This window comes from Clostridium sp. 10cd* (genome assembly GCF_044336395.1).
GTDB classification, from domain to species: domain Bacteria; phylum Bacillota_I; class Bacilli_A; order Erysipelotrichales; family Erysipelotrichaceae; genus Clostridium_AQ; species Clostridium_AQ innocuum.
Genome location: NZ_CP172347.1, coordinates 1,985,605 through 2,002,649 on the forward strand (window position 1 = coordinate 1,985,605; position 17,045 = coordinate 2,002,649).

The window sequence follows — 17,045 nt, forward strand, 5'->3', positions numbered from 1 at the left end:
CGAAAATGGGTTCAGAAGCTACTTTATAATTGATAAAAACGAGCGATTATGCTATATTAGTGTATGTTTAGTCGTAAAGGAGAAACCATGGATACTTATTATGAGGATATTCTAAAAAAGGTGGAAACTCTGATGAAGGATGCGCAGTTTGCCGAAGCATATGCCATTCTGGATGAGGAACTCTCCATGCCGTATATTCCAAGGGAATATGAGGAACCATTGATCGCATACTATAACCAGTGTCGCAGTGAGTGTAAATGGAAAGATACCGCAGTTCGGGAAGAGGACATTGAAACTCTGCTGAAAGGTTCTCTGGAGGAAGCGTTTCTTGCGATTGAACAGCTGAAAAAAAGTAATATTCGTAATCACATGGATGCTGTGGCGGACTATCTGTCTCAAAACCCGCACTATCTGGTTCGTTCTCTGATGATCGAAGCCATGATGGAACAAAACATTACCGATGAGGTCAGTGTGGATATCGACGGTCTTGAGGTTACCTTCTCTCCGTGCAGTCTGGATGCGCCTATGGAAAGCGAGGGGGCACTGGAAGCGGTGAATTATCTGAAGGACTGGTTTGAAAACGACAATCCGACATTTACGATGATGTGTGTGGAAACTTTGGTGAAGGAGGCGTATCTGCGTCTGCCCTTCAATATTGAAGAGGATGAGGCACTGCCGCTGGCTGCTGCTGTGACTGCCTATGTGTTTCATGCCTATGAGGAACATAAGGCATGGATGCTCTTTGAGGAAGAAAAAGGTCTTGCACAATACAGGGGTTATGAATTATTATTAAGGAAGCATGAAATGTAATGCTGTGTGCGAAGAGATTGATACGTAGGAGGTATGAACAATGAGTTCAACATGGGAATTAAAAGAAAAATCAACAGGTGAATTAACAGCGACTGTCGAAGGTGATACCTGGAAGGATGCTCAGAAAAAAGCATTCAGAAAACTGGCAAAGAAAGTAAATCTGCCGGGATTCCGTCCGGGTCAGGCTCCTGAGAAACTGGTAAGAAAGCAAATCAGCTCTCAGAATATATTGATGGAAGCAATCGATGAGGTTGCAGGAGATGCATTAAGTGCAGGAATCAAGGAACATGATTTGTGGGTGATTTCCCGTCCGGCACTGGATATCGAAAGCATCGATGAGGATAAGGTAACATTCAAATTCAACGTAACAGTAAAGCCGGAGGTGAAGCTGGGAGCATACAAGGGCCTGGATATCACAAAGGAAGCTGTTGAAGTAAGCGATGCGGATGTTGAAGAGGAAATCACACGTCTGCAGGAGCGTTTTGCGGATCTCGTAGTGAAAGAAGAAGGCAAGGTTGAAAACGGAGATACTGCTGTGATTGACTTTGAAGGCTTCAAGGAAGGTGTTGCATTCGAAGGCGGTAAGGGAGAAGCATACCCGCTCGTAATTGGAAGCGGAAGCTTTATTCCGGGCTTTGAAGAACAGGTTCTGGGCATGGGAATTGAAGAAACAAAGGATATCAATGTAACCTTCCCGGAAGATTATCAGGCAGAGGAGCTTGCAGGTCAGCCGGTTGTCTTTAAGGTGACTGTTCACGAAATCAAATCCAAGGTACTTCCGGAAGCAGATGATGAACTGGTAAAACAGGCAGAAATCGAGAATGTGGAAACACTGGAAGCATTCAAGGAATATTCCCGTAAAAACCTTGAAGAAAGCAAGAAAAACCAGGCGGAGCAGAAATTTGAAAATGAAATTCTGACAGCCGTTACAGAAAATGCCGAGGTGGAAATTCCACAGGTTATGATCGAAGAGGAAACAGACAGCCTTGTGCGTGATTTCGAACAGCGTCTGCAGTCTCAGGGATTCGGTCTGGAGCAGTTCAAGCAGGTAACTGGGCAGACAGATGAAATGATTCGTGAGGAAATGGGCAAGGATGCCTTCAATAAAGTAAAAGTGCGTTTAGTTCTGGAAGCTATTGCAGCGGAAGAAAAGATTGAAATAAGTGAAGAGGATGTCAACAATGAGCTGGAAAATATCGCCAATATGTATCAAATGCCGGTTGAGCAGGTAAAACAGTTGATTTCCAACGATGCGGTGTCGTATGATTTACGTATCCGCAAAGCATTAGAGCTTGTCAAAGAAGCAACGGGCAAGTAATCATGCTGCAAAAGACGCTGGAGCGCGTCTTTTTTGCCTATGGAAAGGAGTGTAGGAATCATGAATGAAAACGATGCAAATCCAATTGTACAGCTTCCTTTGGTCTGTACGCGCGGTGTTGTAGTGTTTCCGAATCAGGAAGTCATCATCGATGTCGGTAGAGAAAAGTCTACGCGTGCAGTAGAAGAAGCACAGGAAAAATACGAAAGTCAGGTCATTCTGGTAGCACAGCGGGATCTGGCACTGGAAGAGCCTGATGTGAATGACGTATATTCCTATGGTACTCTTTGTCAGATCAAGCATATCCGCAGAATGGATGGTTATCTGCGTGTGAAGTTCAGAGGTATGCAGCGTGTGGAGCTGCATACGATCATCAACGATGATACACTGATGAGTGTAACGGCGGAAGTCAAAACCGATATTGCGCAGGATCCGATGGAAGAGGTTGCTCTGGTAAGAAAAATCGCCAAGCAGTTTGAGGAAATCGAGGCGGTTTCCCAGACCATTCCGAAAGAAATGATCAATGAACTGGCAAAGGGCGTTTCCGCACCTGTGCTTTCTGATCAGATAGCACAGCTGTTTCCTTTTACGCTTGAAAAGCGACAGGAGCTGCTGGAAACACTAGGTGTGAATGAGCGTCTGTACCTGATTCTTCAGGAAATCGAGAGTGAAAAGGAATTATCACAGATTGAGAATAAAATCAATGACAAGGTAAAAACAAGAATTGAGGAAAGTCAGAAGGAATACTACCTGCGGGAGAAGATGCGTGCCATCAAGGAAGAGCTTGGTGATGTGCCGGATACCGATAAGGATGTGGATGCGATTCGCAAGCGTCTGGAAGAAAATCCGTACCCTGACAGCATTAAGGATAAGATCAGAGATGAACTGTCCCGCTATGAAATGCTGCCAGCCGCAAGTGGAGAAACCGGTGTTATCAAAACGTATATCGACTGGATGATGGATCTGCCGTGGTGGCAGGAATCCAGGGATAACGAGGATCTGAATCTGGCAAGTGAGATTCTGGATGCGGATCATTACGGTCTGGAAAAAATCAAGGAGCGTATTCTGGAGTATCTGGCTGTCAAGCAGATGACGAATTCTCTTCGTGCACCGATCATCTGTCTGGTTGGTCCTCCCGGTGTCGGTAAAACATCCCTTGCGAAATCCGTCGCAAGAGCACTCGACCGCAAATTTGTGAAAATATCACTGGGTGGTGTGAAGGATGAATCTGAAATCAGAGGACACCGCAGAACCTATCTGGGAAGTATGCCGGGAAGATTTATCCAGGCAATGAAAAAAGCAGGGACGGTGAATCCTGTCTTCCTGATTGATGAAATCGACAAGATGGCAAGTGATTACAAGGGTGACCCTGCAAGTGCCATGCTGGAGGTATTGGATCCGGAACAGAATTCTCTGTTCTCCGATCACTATATCGAAGAGCCGTATGACTTAAGCAAGGTACTCTTTATCGCAACGGCAAATTATCTGGAGAATATACCAAATGCGTTGCGTGACCGTCTGGAAATCATCGAGCTCAGCTCCTATACCGAGCTGGAGAAAATCGAGATTGCCAAGCGTCATCTGGTGCCGAAGCAGATCAAGGAAAACGGTTTGAAAACATCGCAGCTGAAAATCGATGATGAAATGATCAGCTTCCTGATTCGATATTATACAAGAGAAAGCGGTGTTCGACAGCTGGAGCGTGTGATTGCAACCGTCTGCCGTAAGAGTGTGCTGGCAATCCTGAAGGACAATAAGCGCAGTATCAAGGTAACCAAAAAGCTGGTGAAGGAATGGCTCGGTCATGAGAAATTCGAATACGGCAAGCGGGAAACAAAGGATCAGATCGGTACGGTTACCGGCCTGGCATATACCTCCTTCGGAGGCGATGTGCTGCAGGTTGAGGTCAATCATTTTGAAGGTAAGGGAAAACTGGTCATCACTGGTCAGCTAGGGGATGTTATGAAGGAATCCGCAACCATTGCCTATGATTATGTACGCGCCAATGCCAAAAAATACAAAATCCAGCCGGAGGTGTTCGAAAAGAACGATATTCATATCCACGTACCGGAAGGGGCCGTTCCAAAGGATGGACCAAGCGCCGGTGTAACGCTGACAACCGCTCTGGTATCCTCTTTGAGCGATACGCCGGTCAAAGCCAATCTGGCAATGACCGGAGAGGTCACACTGCGTGGAAATGTCCTGCCAATCGGCGGTCTGAAGGAAAAATCCATGGCGGCACATCGTTGTGGAATTACGACAATCGTCATTCCCAAGGCCAATGTCAAGGATTTGGATGATGTACCGGCAACGGTAAAGGAAAGTGTCAACTTCGTACCTGTGGAACGTGTGTCTCAGGTGCTGGATGTTGCCCTGGTTAAATAGCATGATACAATTTCAGAAAGCGGAGCTGGTCATTTCCGCACCGGATAAGAAATCATGGCCGGATACGACACTGCCGGAAATTGTTCTGGCTGGCCGAAGCAATGTCGGCAAAAGCAGCTTCATCAATGCCATGTGCGGACGCAAAAAGCTGGCCTATGTCGGGAATACGCCCGGCAAGACCAGACTGCTGAATTTCTTCAATCTGGATGACAAGTATATGTTTGTAGATGTTCCCGGCTACGGCTATGCGAATATCTCGAAAACACAGCTGATCAAATTCGGACAGATGATGGAGGATTATTTCTCTGAACGAACGCAGAAAAAAGGTGTTGTGATTCTTGTGGATGCCAGACATAAGCCGACGGATGATGATATGACGATGCTGGAATTTGCCCGTTATTATGAAATCCCTGTTGCAGTTGTGGCAACCAAGTGCGATAAGGTGCCGCCGACCAAGCGCGCCCATCATTTCGCAAACATCCGTAAGACACTGAAGCTGAATGCGGATGAGCCCCTGTTTCCTTTCTCAGCTGTTGAAAAGCAGGGAATGGAGGAAATCTGGAGCTATCTCATACCGCTGTTCACTTCCTGATAAGAAGCACCGAGTCTTCTCTAACTAGAGGAGGCTCTTTTTTTAACAGCGTAAAAAAGGAAAGTAAGCGTTGGATATCGAAATTCGCGTAAGATGCGCAAAATCCTATAATAAGTTGTAACTGTAAAGGGAATGTCATATAATGAAGTTAACCATAAATAGGAGCGACCCATGGAGGACTGCTTATGTATACAGACGATAGCAAAATCTGTCATACTGCCTTGTGATGTGTATGCGGATGGGGAATATGCTGCCCTTCATAGAAGGTCCGGTATGCTCCTGCTTTGCTACTTTGAACAGGATAGCATACAGGTTGAACATTTCCTGCAGCAGCATAGAAATGAAAGCAGTCTGTGTATACCCTATTGTGACATTGATCATATTGATGTGCCAATTTCCCGAATACCTTACGGCAGTCTGTATGGAGTCCGATATCATATCACCCTGAATTTCATCGTATAGCAAACAGATGGGGGAAGCTGCGAGATAGAATCCACTGCATTTTCTTTAATCGACGATTTGCAAACGCTGCTGCGTGAAAAAGGAATACCTCTGTTCGATATCATTGCAATGACAGATATCCTACATGCTGTCTCTATTGAAGAACTTCAGGTATATCTGAATGAAAACTATGAACTGTATATGAAAAAGTATGGAATTGGCAATATGAGAATCACAAGGAAGCGGAAAGCCTGATACATGCAGATGTACGTTAAAAATATGAAGAAGGAGGAGATGCCATGGAAACGCTACTTGAAATTATTATGGAAATCGTAATGGAAGGAACGTTGTATACTGCAGGAAACAAGAAAGTTTCTCTCTGGATTCGCATACCGCTGATCTTGGTATTGCTGCTGTTTTTCGGCTTTATCATTGCGGGCAGCTTTCTGACAGGCATAATCATTGTGAAGAAAGAGGGGTTTTTCAAGGGTCTGATCATGCTTGGTATCTCCGTTCTGATGCTGGGAGTCCTGATAAAACTGATTGTTGATTATAGAAAAAATTGGAAGTAGTCTTTAAAACAGCCTAACAGGGGCAAGAAATGTTTTGAAATGCAAAGGCATGTGACAGCACGCTTTGCGCCTTTTTTGCAGGGATAGTATTTAAAAAATATGAATATATTTGTATATCCATGTAAGGGACATTTGCAGGCAGCTATGCTGCATGGACTTGATAGCCGAAGACAGGAAGCGGGATGTAAGTGTTTGCATGTGTTCGGGACATCCTTTTGTTGCTGTCACAGTATTTCGGAAAAAAGAAATATCGCATTTGTTAGAAAGCAGGTTCTTTACTTTAGGGTGTATGCATAAGGGAGACTTCAACTTCTATTGATAACTACAATCGTATGGATGTCTCCCTATGTTAAGTTTACCCACAATCGAGAAAGAACCAGAAAGCGATACGATACGTTCTTTTACATTTGCATCGTAGTCTGATTGTTAACAGGCGAATCTTACAGGTATGCACTTGCCGTGAATTGTGAGGACTCTGTATCGATTTAGATTTGTTCTGCCAGCTATTGACAGTTTACTGGAATCGTATTATTATATATTTAACTAATTGGTTAAATAAAGAAACAGGAGGAATTCTTATGGTGTTCTTGAAAAAATACGGTGCTTATGGTATTCCGGTGTGCTTACTGCTTGCTTCCCTGCTGTTGTATCCACGCCTGCCAAATGAGCTTCCGATGCAGTTCAGCTTGAGCGGTGAGGTAAATCGAACCATGAATAAGGAATTCGCAATTTGGTGTATTCCTGTACTGGAGGCTGTTATTCTTCTGTATACCGATTGCACGGATAACCGTATTGCAGGACTTGCGATTGCAATTCTGCTGACAATCATTCAGCTGGGCATTATGCTGCTGGTTATGAGGTGAGTATATGGATATGTTTAAAGCGATGGCAGATCCGACAAGACGGCGGATTCTGCAGCTGCTGAGTGAAAAAAATCTAAGTGCCGGAGAGATTGCTGAAGAATTCACAATGTCAAAGCCGGCCATATCCAAGCATCTGGATATATTGAAGACCAGTGAGCTAATCACCTGTGAAAAACAGGGACAGTATGTAATTTATGCGATCAACACATCTGCTGTGGAACAGATGTACTGCCGCTTTCTGGATGTGTTTGATGGAATGTCCTTTCATGGAAAGGCGCAGAAGCATGAAAAATGATCACTGGATGATGCTTTGCTGTAGAGGTATTCTGCTCTGCGTGTGTGCCTCACCATGGCTTCCCTATACGGAATGGGGAATTCTGCTGTTCTCTGTCCTCAGTGCTCTTCGGCTGTATTTTGCGAATGATGTGATAACCGGACTCGATCAGGCAAATCCGAAGAACCGTACCGTACAGGAAATGGCTGTGGTATGCATGTTTTTTATTATGATGATGGCGGTAATCGCTGCTTTATATGCATGCGGACAGCTACAGGAAGCTGTAAAAGATAAACTGCAGTTTTCCATGGTGCTGTTTCTGGTACTGGTATATGGAAACGCTGCACCAAAGCTTCCCTGTAATCGTCATCTTGGTCTTCGGCTGCCATGGACGACGGCAGATGAAAATACGTGGCGGTATGCACATCGCATCTGCGGCTATATGAGCTTTCCGACAGCTTTTTTCATGCTGTGCGGATTTGCAATGCACCATACCGGTGTTCAGGCAACTGCTTTTGGGTTTGGCTTTGTCGGGATTCCGGCATTCCTATCCTATCGTTATGATCAGAAACAGAAAAAAGACAGAATCTAAACGGTTTGCAGGTCGGCGAACTGTTTTAGGATTCTGTCATTTCTATATTATTTTTCTTCTACCGCAAGAATCAGCTCTTTCGCATAGGGCAGTGATGCGATCCAGTCGCACACGGTATGCCATTCATCCAGCTTGTGGTTTCTTCTTGCATAATAAATGTTCATCAGCGTTTCATAATTCAGCGTACAGGTACGCATCTGATGGTAGCTGCTCGGCAGCAGCTGAATCATACTGTACCAGGTTTCCTTATCCTTTGTTTCCAGATAGTCTTTCCGCAGATCCTCCAGGACGGAAACGGTATGTGCCAGCGCCTCCTGTGCCTGTGTATTCATACGCTCATGGGAAAAATCATCCAGCGTAAAGGGCTTACTGGCAATCTTGTGCATGGTGGAGGTGGAGTTGGCCACGGTTGCCACCTTGTATGTATCGTATTCCTTCCACCAGTACAGCGGAGCAGTAAAATCGACAGAAACAAATATCTGACGGATGAATTTACGGTGATCACTGCCTGCACGTGCCAGACGCTGTGCCAGATTCAGATCATTTGGTCCCATAATGAAGTTTCCCTGTTCATCATAAAAGCTATCCATGCGATTCCAGCTGTTCATCGGATTACGGGCACCGCGAATGGCATTTTCAAAATTCATTACACTTGTTCTTTCAATGGTAATCATGTTAACATCCTCATTTCTTTCCAATCCATTCTATCATATTTTGTCACTTGTGGACAGAAAAAGACCAAGAATTTAAAAACGGCAGTCAGGCTGGTGGAAGCAGTGCAGCCTGGCAAAGAGCAGACCAGCAGGGAATCTGTACAGGCAGGCATACTTTGTGTTTCTGCGGCATACATAATGATAGGAGGCTACGCTATGAAAACAATGAAAATAGAAAAAGAGCTGCAGTTCGCAGATCAGGTCAAGGAGCCGCGTTCCCTGCAGGTACGGGAATCACTGGAATACCATAAGGAAGCAGAGGGCATTCGTGCAGTAGGTCCCCTGCGTGTACAGGGAAGCTATGTGAATGATGAGGGTGAGCTGCAGGAATATGAGGAAGTATTGGATATGGATGTACTTGCACCGAATCACAAGCTGTCACAGGAGCGTTTTTATCTTGATATACAGGAATATCAGAGTGTTCCTGCCAATGGTGGTTTGAATTTGACGATTCTTATGGGAATTCACGGATTGCAGGAGCAGCCGGCACCTGTTCAACAGACGGTTGTTGAACAAGACAATGTGCAGCCGGAGTTTTCAGCATCCCGGCAGCCGGCACCTGCTCAGCCAGAGATGCAGGACAATACCCTGCATACACTTGAACAGCTGTCTGCTACAGGCTCGCAGGAAAATGAAGAAGTGGCACAGGAGGAAGAGACACCACAGGAATCGGACACCACAGCGATGTCGGAATTTGAAGATTTGTTCGAAGACGATGAAACAACGTATACATCCTACCGTATGGTCGTCGCCAGAGGGAATGACTCCTATGGAACCATAGCACAGCGCTATGATGTGAAGGAAGATGCTTTGCGTCTGGCCAATAACAATAAGGAAGTAAACGAACGTACGCTGGTGATTCTTCCCTCTGTCTGAATTTGGCGGACGCATGAGTATATGAAATATGCAAGCAGTTTATGCGGGGACAAAAGCATCAATATAAATGGTGCTTTTGTTTTTTTTTGTATATCTGCGGTTTTCACCAGATGTCTGCCTTCTTTCACGCTCAGGAATATGTGAGGGAATGACTTTGTCGCCGGAATCGTGTGTGCAGTTGGGATATATGGATAGCATAAGCAGCCCCTGTGTATAGGACTTGACAGATTTTCTGTACAGGTTGTGAATGTTTCATTATCGTTAACTCATCCCCATTTTGCGCGCGGAAACACACGGCATGAATGCTGTCTTAAATTTCTTGTTTTATCATAAATTGGATGTTCTTTCACACTACCTGTCACGACATGCCGGTCAAGAGCCTTTACAGGAAGGAAACAGCTCCTTGATCCGATAATCAGCAAGAGATGCCTGTGTGCGGTGTTAAAAGCCTCAGCTGCCCGCAAAACTAAAAAAGAGGTTGAAAACCGCTGGACTTTTGTTTATAATAGAAAAGTAAAATGCGTTAGAAAAGAAGGAGTACCACAGATTTTCAGGTAGAGAGAGCTTTCGGCTGGTGGAAGAAAGTGCTGAAGCTGCGGGAAGGTAGTCTTGGAGCAGATATTCTGAAAGAGAAGTAGGAGTATTCGTAAAGCACGGCGTTAACGTGGTCGAGGCACAGCACAGCTGTGTAAAATAAGGTGGTACCACGTGAAAACGTCCTTTGCGGGACGCTTTTTTTATATTCGGAGGTGATGGTATGCGCTTGGATATGCCCTGTGTGGAAACTGCACATCTGCTGCTTCGTCCTGTAGAAGAAGGGGATGTATGTGACATGTTTACCTATTACAGCGACCCTTTGGTCATGCGGTATTTATCTCTGCATCCTCATACGGATATAGAAGAGACACTGAACAGTATCCGCAGTTATTTTCTGACCTGGGAAAAGCGCGGTGTACCGCAGGCCTGGGTGATGGTACATAAGCATGATGACAAGGTGATCGGTAATCTGGATATCCATACCATTGATGGGGATATCGGCGAAATTGGTTATCTGATGCATCCGGATTACTGGAATCAGGGCTTGATGAGAGAAGCTGTCAGCGCGCTGGTGAAAGCTGGCTTTGCGCATGTCGGGCTGCGCCGCATGGAAGCCTATGTGGCTGTGGAGCATCCGGCGAGTGCAGCGGTTTTAAAGCATTGCGGCTTTGTACAGGAGGGAATCCTTCGCAAGCTGGCATTGCTGAGTGATGGACGATATCACGATATGGTGTTAATGAGCATTCTGAAAGAAGATATTCTTACAGAAAGCTTCCGTTTGGACAAGTAAAGGAGAAGTGCGTTATGAGAAAAACATTAGATACGAAATATGATCATCTTCACGTTGAGATGGACCACTACAAAAGCTGGATCGATCACGGCTATTTTACAGCAGGAGATAAGAGCAAGGACCCCTTCTGCATCGTAATACCTCCACCCAATGTAACCGGAAAGCTGCACTTGGGACATGCATGGGATACCACCCTGCAGGATATTGTTTCCCGCTACAAGCGTATGCAGGGCCATGACATGCTGTGGCTGCCGGGCATGGATCATGCCGGGATTGCGACCCAGGCCAAGGTTGACGAGCGTCTGAAATCCGAAGGTATTTCACGATATGATATCGGGCGTGAGAAGTTTCTTGAGCGTGCATGGGAATGGAAGGAGGAGTATGCCTCCACGATTCGCAAGCAGTGGGCAAAGATGGGACTGTCCCTTGACTATTCCAGAGAACGCTTTACGCTGGATGAGGGACTGAGTGATGCGGTACGCAGAGTATTTGTGGACTTATACAATGATGGTCTGATTTATCAGGGAGAGCGTATCATCAACTGGGATCCGCAGGCTAAAACAGCCCTTTCCAATATTGAGGTTATTCACAAGGAAATTGAAGGTGCGATGTACTATTTCAAATATAAGGTAGTGGAAACCGGAAAAGAGCTGGTGATTGCGACCACCCGTCCGGAAACCATGTTTGCGGATCAGGCGATTTTTGTACATCCGGAGGATGAACGTTATAAGAATATCGTCGGAATGCACGTTATTAACCCTGCCAATGGGGAAGAACTGCCAATCATGGCGGATGATTATATCGACATGTCCTTTGGTACGGCGGTTATGAAATGTACACCGGCACATGATCCGAATGACTTTGCTCTGGCGAAAAAATATCATCTGGCAATGCCGATCTGTATGCATCCGGATGGTACGATGAATGAAATGGCACACAAGTATGCAGGAATGGACCGTTTTGCCTGCCGTAAGGCACTGGTTGCCGATTTTGAAAAGGATGGTGTTGTGGATCATATCGAACAGCACATGCATCAGGTTGGACATTCGGAAAGAACCGGTGTCATTGTGGAGCCTTATCTTTCCAAGCAGTGGTTTGTCCGTATGGAGCCGCTGGCTGAAGAGGTATTAAAAAATCAGGAAATCGAAGAACAGAAAATTCACTTCTATCCGCAGCGCTTTGAAAAGACCTTCCATCAGTGGCTGGAAAATATCGAGGATTGGTGTATCTCCCGTCAGCTGTGGTGGGGACACCGCATTCCTGCCTGGTATCATAAGGAAACCGGTGAAATCTATGTAGGGATGGAGGATCCGCAGGATTTGGAAAACTGGATTCAGGATGAGGATGTTCTGGATACCTGGTTCTCCAGTGCACTGTGGCCGTTCTCCACGCTGGGCTGGCCGAAGGAGACGGATGATTTGAACCGTTACTTCCCGAATGACGTGCTTGTGACCGGCTATGATATCATTTTCTTCTGGGTTGCCCGTATGGCTTTCCAGACACGCTACTGCATGAAAAACCGTCCGTTTAAGGATGTATTGATTCACGGTCTGGTACGGGATGCGCAGGGACGTAAGATGAGTAAGTCGCTGGGCAACGGTATTGATCCGATGGATGTGATTGCGGATCACGGTGTCGATGCACTGCGCTTCTTTTTGACAACGAATTCCACACCAGGACAGGATTTGCGCTACATCGATGAAAAGGTCGAGGCAAGTGCGAACTTTATCAATAAAATATGGAATGCGAGCCGCTTTGTCCTCATGCAGATTCCAGAGGATATGGAGGTTTCCGACATTGATTTGAGCAATGCCTCCATGATCGACAAATGGATTTTGAAGCGCTTCAATGAGGTGCTGGAAAACGTGACGGCGAATATGGAAAAATATGAGTATGCGCTGGTTGGAAATGAATTGTACAGCTTTATCTGGGATGATTTCTGCAGCTGGTATATCGAGCTGAGCAAGGCAGGTCTTTCCAGCGATGATGAAACACTGCGCAGGGCAACACAGTCCACGCTGGTAACGGTGCTGAGCGGTATCGTACGTATGCTACATCCGTTCATGCCGTTTGTGACAGAGGAAATCTATCTGGCAATTCCGCATACTCAGGAAAGCATCAATCTGGAGGCCTGGCCATGTGCAGTGGATGCGGCGATGAGCGAAGAGGAAATGACAGCGATTCGTCAGCTGATTACAATGATCGAGGCAGTGCGCAGTCTGAAGGTGGATTACAACCTGAAGCCGAGCATGGACATCGAGGTCATCATACGGGACGAAAACGGTAAGAATATGCCAAGTGTTTCCTATATCAATGCCATCCTGCAGAAGATGTGTCATGCGACATGGATCGATGAGGACAGCGCTGTGGAAATGGCAGTGCGTCCGATTCTGAACGGTACGCTGAATGTTCCACTGGCCGCAATCATCAATGTGGAAGAGGAAATCGAAAAGCTGAGCAAGGAAATCAAACGTCTGCAGCAGGAAATCAAACGTGGAGAGGGCATGCTGAGCAATCCGAATTTCGTAAACAAGGCTCCCGAAGCAAAGGTCAACGCAGAGCGTGAAAAGCTGGAGGGTTACCGCTCCCAGTATGCGATCGTTGAAAAACAGCTGGAGGAAATGAAGAAGAAAGCATAGCTTTTCTATAAACGGGCATCTGCATATTATGATTCGTAAAAAAGCAGATGCCTTTTTCACATTTCTTACGGTACGTAAAGTCTTGCCGAGCGCTTGTTCCGCGCAAGGCTATTCCCTGTACCTTTCCAATGCATAAAAAAACCGGCAAATTTTGAAGTGCCGGTTTTTACTGTGACCTTATATCGAAATGGACAGTCGCTTTTCCCTTACCAGAATATGAAGTGCATGCAGAACATCCGAATCGTACAGCTGCTGCTCCTGTTCCATGATAGACAGAGCCTGTTCATAGCTGACGGGATTGTTGTAGGAGCGTTTACTCGTAATGGCATCAAACACATCCGCAACCGCAATGATGCGTGCATCCATCCGGATTGCATCTGCGTGCAGACCGCGGGGATATCCGCTTCCATCCATTCGTTCATGGTGCTGCAGGGCTATCTCTGCAATTATTTCTCCATGTGATTCCATCAGCAGCTGCCAGGAAGCCTGGGGATGCAGCTTGATAATGGAAAATTCCTCAGGAGTTAATCGTCCCGGCTTTTGCAGAATTTCAATTGGTGTATAATATTTACCAAGATCATGGAAGGTTGCGGCTGCGCCCAGTGTCAGAATATCATAGCCCGGATCCAGCTGCAATGCAATGGACATGGAAAGACTGCTGACCCGTCGGCTGTGTCCAATCGTATAGATATCCTTCAGTTCGACCTCCCGCAGCTTTTCAAAGCAGGCGTTGGTCGCATTCACCTTTTGATAGGAGCCGCTCGTACTGAACAGCATCAGACGGCAGGGTGTTTTGGAAATTCCGTGAATAGCAGTTGCTTCATAGCTAAACAGTGCGCTGTCATCCTTTTTTAAGGAAAAGACTTCACTGCTGGATTGAAACTGCATTTCTCCCTCCAGCATGTATAATACAAATACTGCATCCCGTTCGTTTTCCTCCCATGTGATACCAATATGGGTATCGCTGCGAATATTATACAGTCCGGTCTGCAGTTGCTGTACGGCATGGATTTCTTCAGCATTCTGGGGACCCTGCTCCCAGAAGCTTTGGTTATGCTTGATTTCTACTGTCATAATGTGCCCTCTTCCGTGTTTAGTAAAAGTATAGCATAAATTTATAAAAGTTAGTATTTTTGTCCGAAATACCTGTAGAAAATAATATTGCATCCCATACGCGGAAATATGGAATTCCATTACTATTACATTGCATAATCGTGGCTACTGAGTGTGTACGTAAATAAAGAAAAACAGAATATACATCAGATCATAACGATCACTTCGTATATGCCACAGAGATACCGATAAATGCACAACTGATGTTCTATCTGCGCTGGAGATGTTTAAGCCTGATATTCAGCCAGCATGCCGGCAGGCTTCTCATCGCTTTCGCAAATAGCTTTTTGCCGGAACAGAAGGTGTTCATCCGATCAGGAATCATCCAAAGACCCCGGCAGGGCAAAGGTACACTTATGAAGCATGCAATCCCGACACAATGGCTGTGTTGCTTCGGACGCTCCTTGACTCCCATAAAGGTCATCAAACTGGTATCTATCATTCGCCTTTGGTTATGAAACTATTCTGTGTCTCACTGCGGATTACGGATTGTCAACATTTGAATGTAAGGAGATGAAATACTCTTTGCTGATTTACATCTGTTACATTTTTACTTATTGCTATTACTATGCATGGGTTGATTGGAAGGGGAGCATCATAATATGGTACGGTAATAGAGAAATGCACAGTCTTTTGAAATAAAAATGAGAGAGAATGTAAAAATATGAAAGAATGTGGTTGACGAAATTGCAAAAAGGGTGTAACCTATGAAACATAGAAGTTGTGATTAGGGAGGATTCGTATATGAATATCGAAATTATAGAAGCATCACAGAAAAAAGAAAAACCGGACTGGAGCAGTGATCTGGGCTTTGGTAAAATCTTTACCGACCATATGTTTACCATGGATTGGACAGCAGAGCAGGGCTGGTGCAATGCCAAGATCGAGCCGTATGCGCCGATCTGCATGGATCCTGCAAGTCTGGTTCTGCATTATGCACAGGAAACCTTTGAGGGGCTGAAGGCCTATAAGACAAAGGATGGCCGGGTGCTGCTGTTTCGCCCGGAAATGAATGCGCGCCGCTTCGCCAATTCCAACCGTCGTCTGTGTATGCCGGAAATGGATGAGGAGATGTTTGTAGAGGCGGTAGCTGCGGTTGTAAATTATGAAAAGGACTGGATTCCGACTGCCGAGGGTACCTCACTTTATATCCGCCCGTTTATGTTTGCGACGGAAGCTGCGGTTGGGGTACATCCAAGCAATGCCTACAAATTCATGATTCTGCTTTCTCCGGTTGGAGCGTATTATCCGGAGGGTGTAAATCCTGTGAAAATCTATGTAGAGGATGAATATGTGCGGGCTACCAAGGGAGGCACCGGATTTACAAAGTGCGGCGGCAACTATGCGGCCAGCATTGCTGCGCAGGTCAAGGCGGAAAAGCTGGGGTATACCCAGGTGCTCTGGCTGGATGGTGTGGAGCGAAAGTATGTCGAGGAAGTCGGAACGATGAACGTCATGTTCAAAATTGATAATAAAATCGTTACGGCACCCTGTGATGGAACAGTATTGCCGGGTGTTACCAGAGATTCCATTCTGCAGCTGTTAACCTCCTGGGGCTATGAGGTGGAGGAACGCCATCTCGCTATTGATGAGCTGATGCAGGCTGGTAAGGAGGGCCGTCTGGAGGAAGCGTTTGGTACCGGAACTGCAGCGGTTATTTCTCCTGTCGGAGAGCTGAATTTCAAAGGGGAAATCACGGTGATCAATGATTTCAAGACCGGAGAGCTGACACAGAAGCTGTACGATACACTGACCGGTATCCAGTGGGGCGATGTTGCGGATACCTATGGCTGGACACGGGAAGTAAAATAATCATACCAGGAATCATCCCAACGGTTGATTCCTTTTTTTGCGCCTTCTTATACAATAGGGATGTTCAAGGATGGATGAGGAGGAGTTTAGAAGGAAGTATTACGTATACATGCAGTCACTGGTCTATATGATGCAGTATGGTGAGGATAAGTAGCTGTGGCGTATGAAGCGGATACTGCAGTCTCTGGTATCCTTTTTCTCTTATCTGGGTGGTATGATTGCATTTACCATGCTGTCTGTGATTCTGTCGGCCTTTATGACGCTTGCCGTGTGCCGGCTGTTTGGTGCTCAAATCGGCTTTTCCCTGCCGGTTTATGCCGGTCTGCTGTTTGTTTTAGCTTTGTTTGCGACAGCCTTCGCCCTGTTTTTGAATATGCTGTTTGCACAGAAGGTTACAGCCAATATGCTGGGAAGTGCACTTGCTGTTTTGGCATCCATTATCTCGGGTGGCTTTTATGAGGTGGCTCATGAAGGAGGAATTCTGGATACCATTGCATCCATGCTGATGACCAAGGCTGTTTTACAGCTGAGTGAATCACTGGAGGCAGGGCTGACAGCACAGGCTGTGGAGCATCTGGGTTTTGTTTTGCTGTGGGCAAGTGCCTTGTTTATCGCGACACTCCTTGTGCAGTGGATGCATAAAACAGCCGCAGATTGATTCTTTAACTTAATGACATTGAGACTTAACCTTTTATTTTCCTGTAATTCAATTGTATTA

At 45.8% G+C, this 17,045-nt stretch carries 16 protein-coding genes and 1 other annotated feature; of the genes, 14 read left to right on the forward strand and 2 right to left on the reverse strand.

The window, feature by feature from the left end:
• Positions 1–87: 87 nt before the first annotated feature.
• From ACG3M1_RS09715 to ACG3M1_RS09755, 9 genes are all read left to right on the forward strand, one after another.
• Positions 88–810, forward strand: a complete 723-nt coding sequence (locus tag ACG3M1_RS09715) for a DUF3196 family protein (protein WP_044905203.1) — start codon at positions 88–90, stop codon at positions 808–810.
• A gap of 40 nt (positions 811–850) precedes the next feature.
• Positions 851–2,128, forward strand: coding sequence for a trigger factor (gene tig / locus ACG3M1_RS09720; protein WP_002608564.1), 1,278 nt, complete (start codon positions 851–853; stop codon positions 2,126–2,128).
• Positions 2,129–2,188: 60 nt separating this feature from the next.
• Positions 2,189–4,513, forward strand: a complete 2,325-nt coding sequence (gene lon / locus ACG3M1_RS09725; RefSeq protein WP_217793351.1) for an endopeptidase La — start codon at positions 2,189–2,191, stop codon at positions 4,511–4,513.
• Between the two features lies 1 nt (position 4,514).
• Positions 4,515–5,105 carry a ribosome biogenesis GTP-binding protein YihA/YsxC gene (yihA, locus tag ACG3M1_RS09730; protein ID WP_009587511.1) on the forward strand — a complete coding sequence of 197 codons (591 nt, stop codon included), beginning with the start codon at positions 4,515–4,517 and terminating at the stop codon, positions 5,103–5,105.
• A gap of 171 nt (positions 5,106–5,276) precedes the next feature.
• Entirely contained in the window at positions 5,277–5,567 is a 291-nt protein-coding gene (locus ACG3M1_RS09735; protein WP_008819472.1) for a hypothetical protein, read from the forward strand.
• 278 nt (positions 5,568–5,845) lie between these two features.
• Positions 5,846–6,118 carry a hypothetical protein gene (locus tag ACG3M1_RS09740; RefSeq protein ID WP_008819471.1) on the forward strand — a complete coding sequence of 91 codons (273 nt, stop codon included), beginning with the start codon at positions 5,846–5,848 and terminating at the stop codon, positions 6,116–6,118.
• Between the two features lie 578 nt (positions 6,119–6,696).
• On the forward strand, positions 6,697–6,981 hold the full coding sequence (locus ACG3M1_RS09745; protein WP_055200630.1) for a DUF1648 domain-containing protein: 285 nt from the start codon (positions 6,697–6,699) through the stop codon (positions 6,979–6,981).
• Between the two features lie 4 nt (positions 6,982–6,985).
• Positions 6,986–7,276 carry an autorepressor SdpR family transcription factor gene (locus ACG3M1_RS09750; protein ID WP_008819468.1) on the forward strand — a complete coding sequence of 97 codons (291 nt, stop codon included), beginning with the start codon at positions 6,986–6,988 and terminating at the stop codon, positions 7,274–7,276.
• Positions 7,266–7,847, forward strand: coding sequence for an SdpI family protein (locus ACG3M1_RS09755; RefSeq protein WP_217793355.1), 582 nt, complete (start codon positions 7,266–7,268; stop codon positions 7,845–7,847). The genes ACG3M1_RS09750 and ACG3M1_RS09755 overlap by 11 nt, the downstream gene beginning before the upstream one ends.
• 47 nt (positions 7,848–7,894) lie before the next feature.
• On the opposite strand, the gene ACG3M1_RS09760 is transcribed toward ACG3M1_RS09755, so the two are convergent.
• Positions 7,895–8,521, reverse strand: a complete 627-nt coding sequence (locus ACG3M1_RS09760; RefSeq protein WP_002608572.1) for a hypothetical protein — start codon at positions 8,519–8,521, stop codon at positions 7,895–7,897.
• A 195-nt stretch (positions 8,522–8,716) separates the two neighbouring features.
• Here ACG3M1_RS09760 and ACG3M1_RS09765 point away from each other — a divergent pair, with 195 nt between their 5' ends.
• The 3 genes from ACG3M1_RS09765 to ACG3M1_RS09775 all read left to right on the forward strand — a co-directional run bounded on the left by ACG3M1_RS09765 (position 8,717) and on the right by ACG3M1_RS09775 (position 13,402).
• The gene (locus ACG3M1_RS09765; protein ID WP_008819466.1) at positions 8,717–9,436 is read left to right on the forward strand and encodes a hypothetical protein; all 720 of its coding nucleotides are present in this window, start codon (positions 8,717–8,719) and stop codon (positions 9,434–9,436) included.
• A gap of 514 nt (positions 9,437–9,950) precedes the next feature.
• Positions 9,951–10,161: a binding site (T-box leader), on the forward strand.
• Between the two features lie 32 nt (positions 10,162–10,193).
• Positions 10,194–10,763, forward strand: a complete 570-nt coding sequence (locus ACG3M1_RS09770; RefSeq protein ID WP_009269336.1) for a GNAT family N-acetyltransferase — start codon at positions 10,194–10,196, stop codon at positions 10,761–10,763.
• Positions 10,764–10,777: 14 nt separating this feature from the next.
• Entirely contained in the window at positions 10,778–13,402 is a 2,625-nt protein-coding gene (locus tag ACG3M1_RS09775) for a valine--tRNA ligase (protein WP_217793357.1), read from the forward strand.
• A 177-nt stretch (positions 13,403–13,579) separates the two neighbouring features.
• Here ACG3M1_RS09775 and ACG3M1_RS09780 read toward each other — a convergent pair whose 3' ends face one another.
• The gene (locus tag ACG3M1_RS09780; RefSeq protein ID WP_008819463.1) at positions 13,580–14,476 is read right to left on the reverse strand and encodes an HD-GYP domain-containing protein; all 897 of its coding nucleotides are present in this window, start codon (positions 14,474–14,476) and stop codon (positions 13,580–13,582) included.
• A gap of 783 nt (positions 14,477–15,259) precedes the next feature.
• Between ACG3M1_RS09780 and ACG3M1_RS09785 the strand changes: the two genes are divergently transcribed.
• A complete protein-coding gene (locus ACG3M1_RS09785) occupies positions 15,260–16,327 on the forward strand; it encodes a branched-chain amino acid aminotransferase (protein WP_002608577.1) in 1,068 nt (355 codons plus the stop codon).
• Between the two features lie 163 nt (positions 16,328–16,490).
• The gene (locus tag ACG3M1_RS09790) at positions 16,491–16,985 is read left to right on the forward strand and encodes a hypothetical protein (RefSeq protein WP_009269335.1); all 495 of its coding nucleotides are present in this window, start codon (positions 16,491–16,493) and stop codon (positions 16,983–16,985) included.
• The last annotated feature ends 60 nt before the right edge of the window (positions 16,986–17,045 follow it).

What these genes read in the sequence shown, in the direction of transcription:
- ACG3M1_RS09735 (WP_008819472.1), top strand. Translation starts at nt 5,277, where the DNA reads ATGGAGGACTGCTTATGTATACAGACGATAGCAAAATCTGTCATACTG.
- ACG3M1_RS09780 (WP_008819463.1), bottom strand. Translation starts at nt 14,476, where the DNA reads ATGACAGTAGAAATCAAGCATAACCAAAGCTTCTGGGAGCAGGGTCCC.
- ACG3M1_RS09785 (WP_002608577.1), top strand. Translation starts at nt 15,260, where the DNA reads ATGAATATCGAAATTATAGAAGCATCACAGAAAAAAGAAAAACCGGAC.
- ACG3M1_RS09790 (WP_009269335.1), top strand. Translation starts at nt 16,491, where the DNA reads ATGAAGCGGATACTGCAGTCTCTGGTATCCTTTTTCTCTTATCTGGGT.
- yihA (WP_009587511.1), top strand. Translation starts at nt 4,515, where the DNA reads ATGATACAATTTCAGAAAGCGGAGCTGGTCATTTCCGCACCGGATAAG.
- lon (WP_217793351.1), top strand. Translation starts at nt 2,189, where the DNA reads ATGAATGAAAACGATGCAAATCCAATTGTACAGCTTCCTTTGGTCTGT.
- ACG3M1_RS09770 (WP_009269336.1), top strand. Translation starts at nt 10,194, where the DNA reads ATGCGCTTGGATATGCCCTGTGTGGAAACTGCACATCTGCTGCTTCGT.
- tig (WP_002608564.1), top strand. Translation starts at nt 851, where the DNA reads ATGAGTTCAACATGGGAATTAAAAGAAAAATCAACAGGTGAATTAACA.
- ACG3M1_RS09755 (WP_217793355.1), top strand. Translation starts at nt 7,266, where the DNA reads ATGAAAAATGATCACTGGATGATGCTTTGCTGTAGAGGTATTCTGCTC.
- ACG3M1_RS09745 (WP_055200630.1), top strand. Translation starts at nt 6,697, where the DNA reads ATGGTGTTCTTGAAAAAATACGGTGCTTATGGTATTCCGGTGTGCTTA.
- ACG3M1_RS09740 (WP_008819471.1), top strand. Translation starts at nt 5,846, where the DNA reads ATGGAAACGCTACTTGAAATTATTATGGAAATCGTAATGGAAGGAACG.
- ACG3M1_RS09775 (WP_217793357.1), top strand. Translation starts at nt 10,778, where the DNA reads ATGAGAAAAACATTAGATACGAAATATGATCATCTTCACGTTGAGATG.
- ACG3M1_RS09715 (WP_044905203.1), top strand. Translation starts at nt 88, where the DNA reads ATGGATACTTATTATGAGGATATTCTAAAAAAGGTGGAAACTCTGATG.
- ACG3M1_RS09750 (WP_008819468.1), top strand. Translation starts at nt 6,986, where the DNA reads ATGGATATGTTTAAAGCGATGGCAGATCCGACAAGACGGCGGATTCTG.
- ACG3M1_RS09765 (WP_008819466.1), top strand. Translation starts at nt 8,717, where the DNA reads ATGAAAACAATGAAAATAGAAAAAGAGCTGCAGTTCGCAGATCAGGTC.
- ACG3M1_RS09760 (WP_002608572.1), bottom strand. Translation starts at nt 8,521, where the DNA reads ATGATTACCATTGAAAGAACAAGTGTAATGAATTTTGAAAATGCCATT.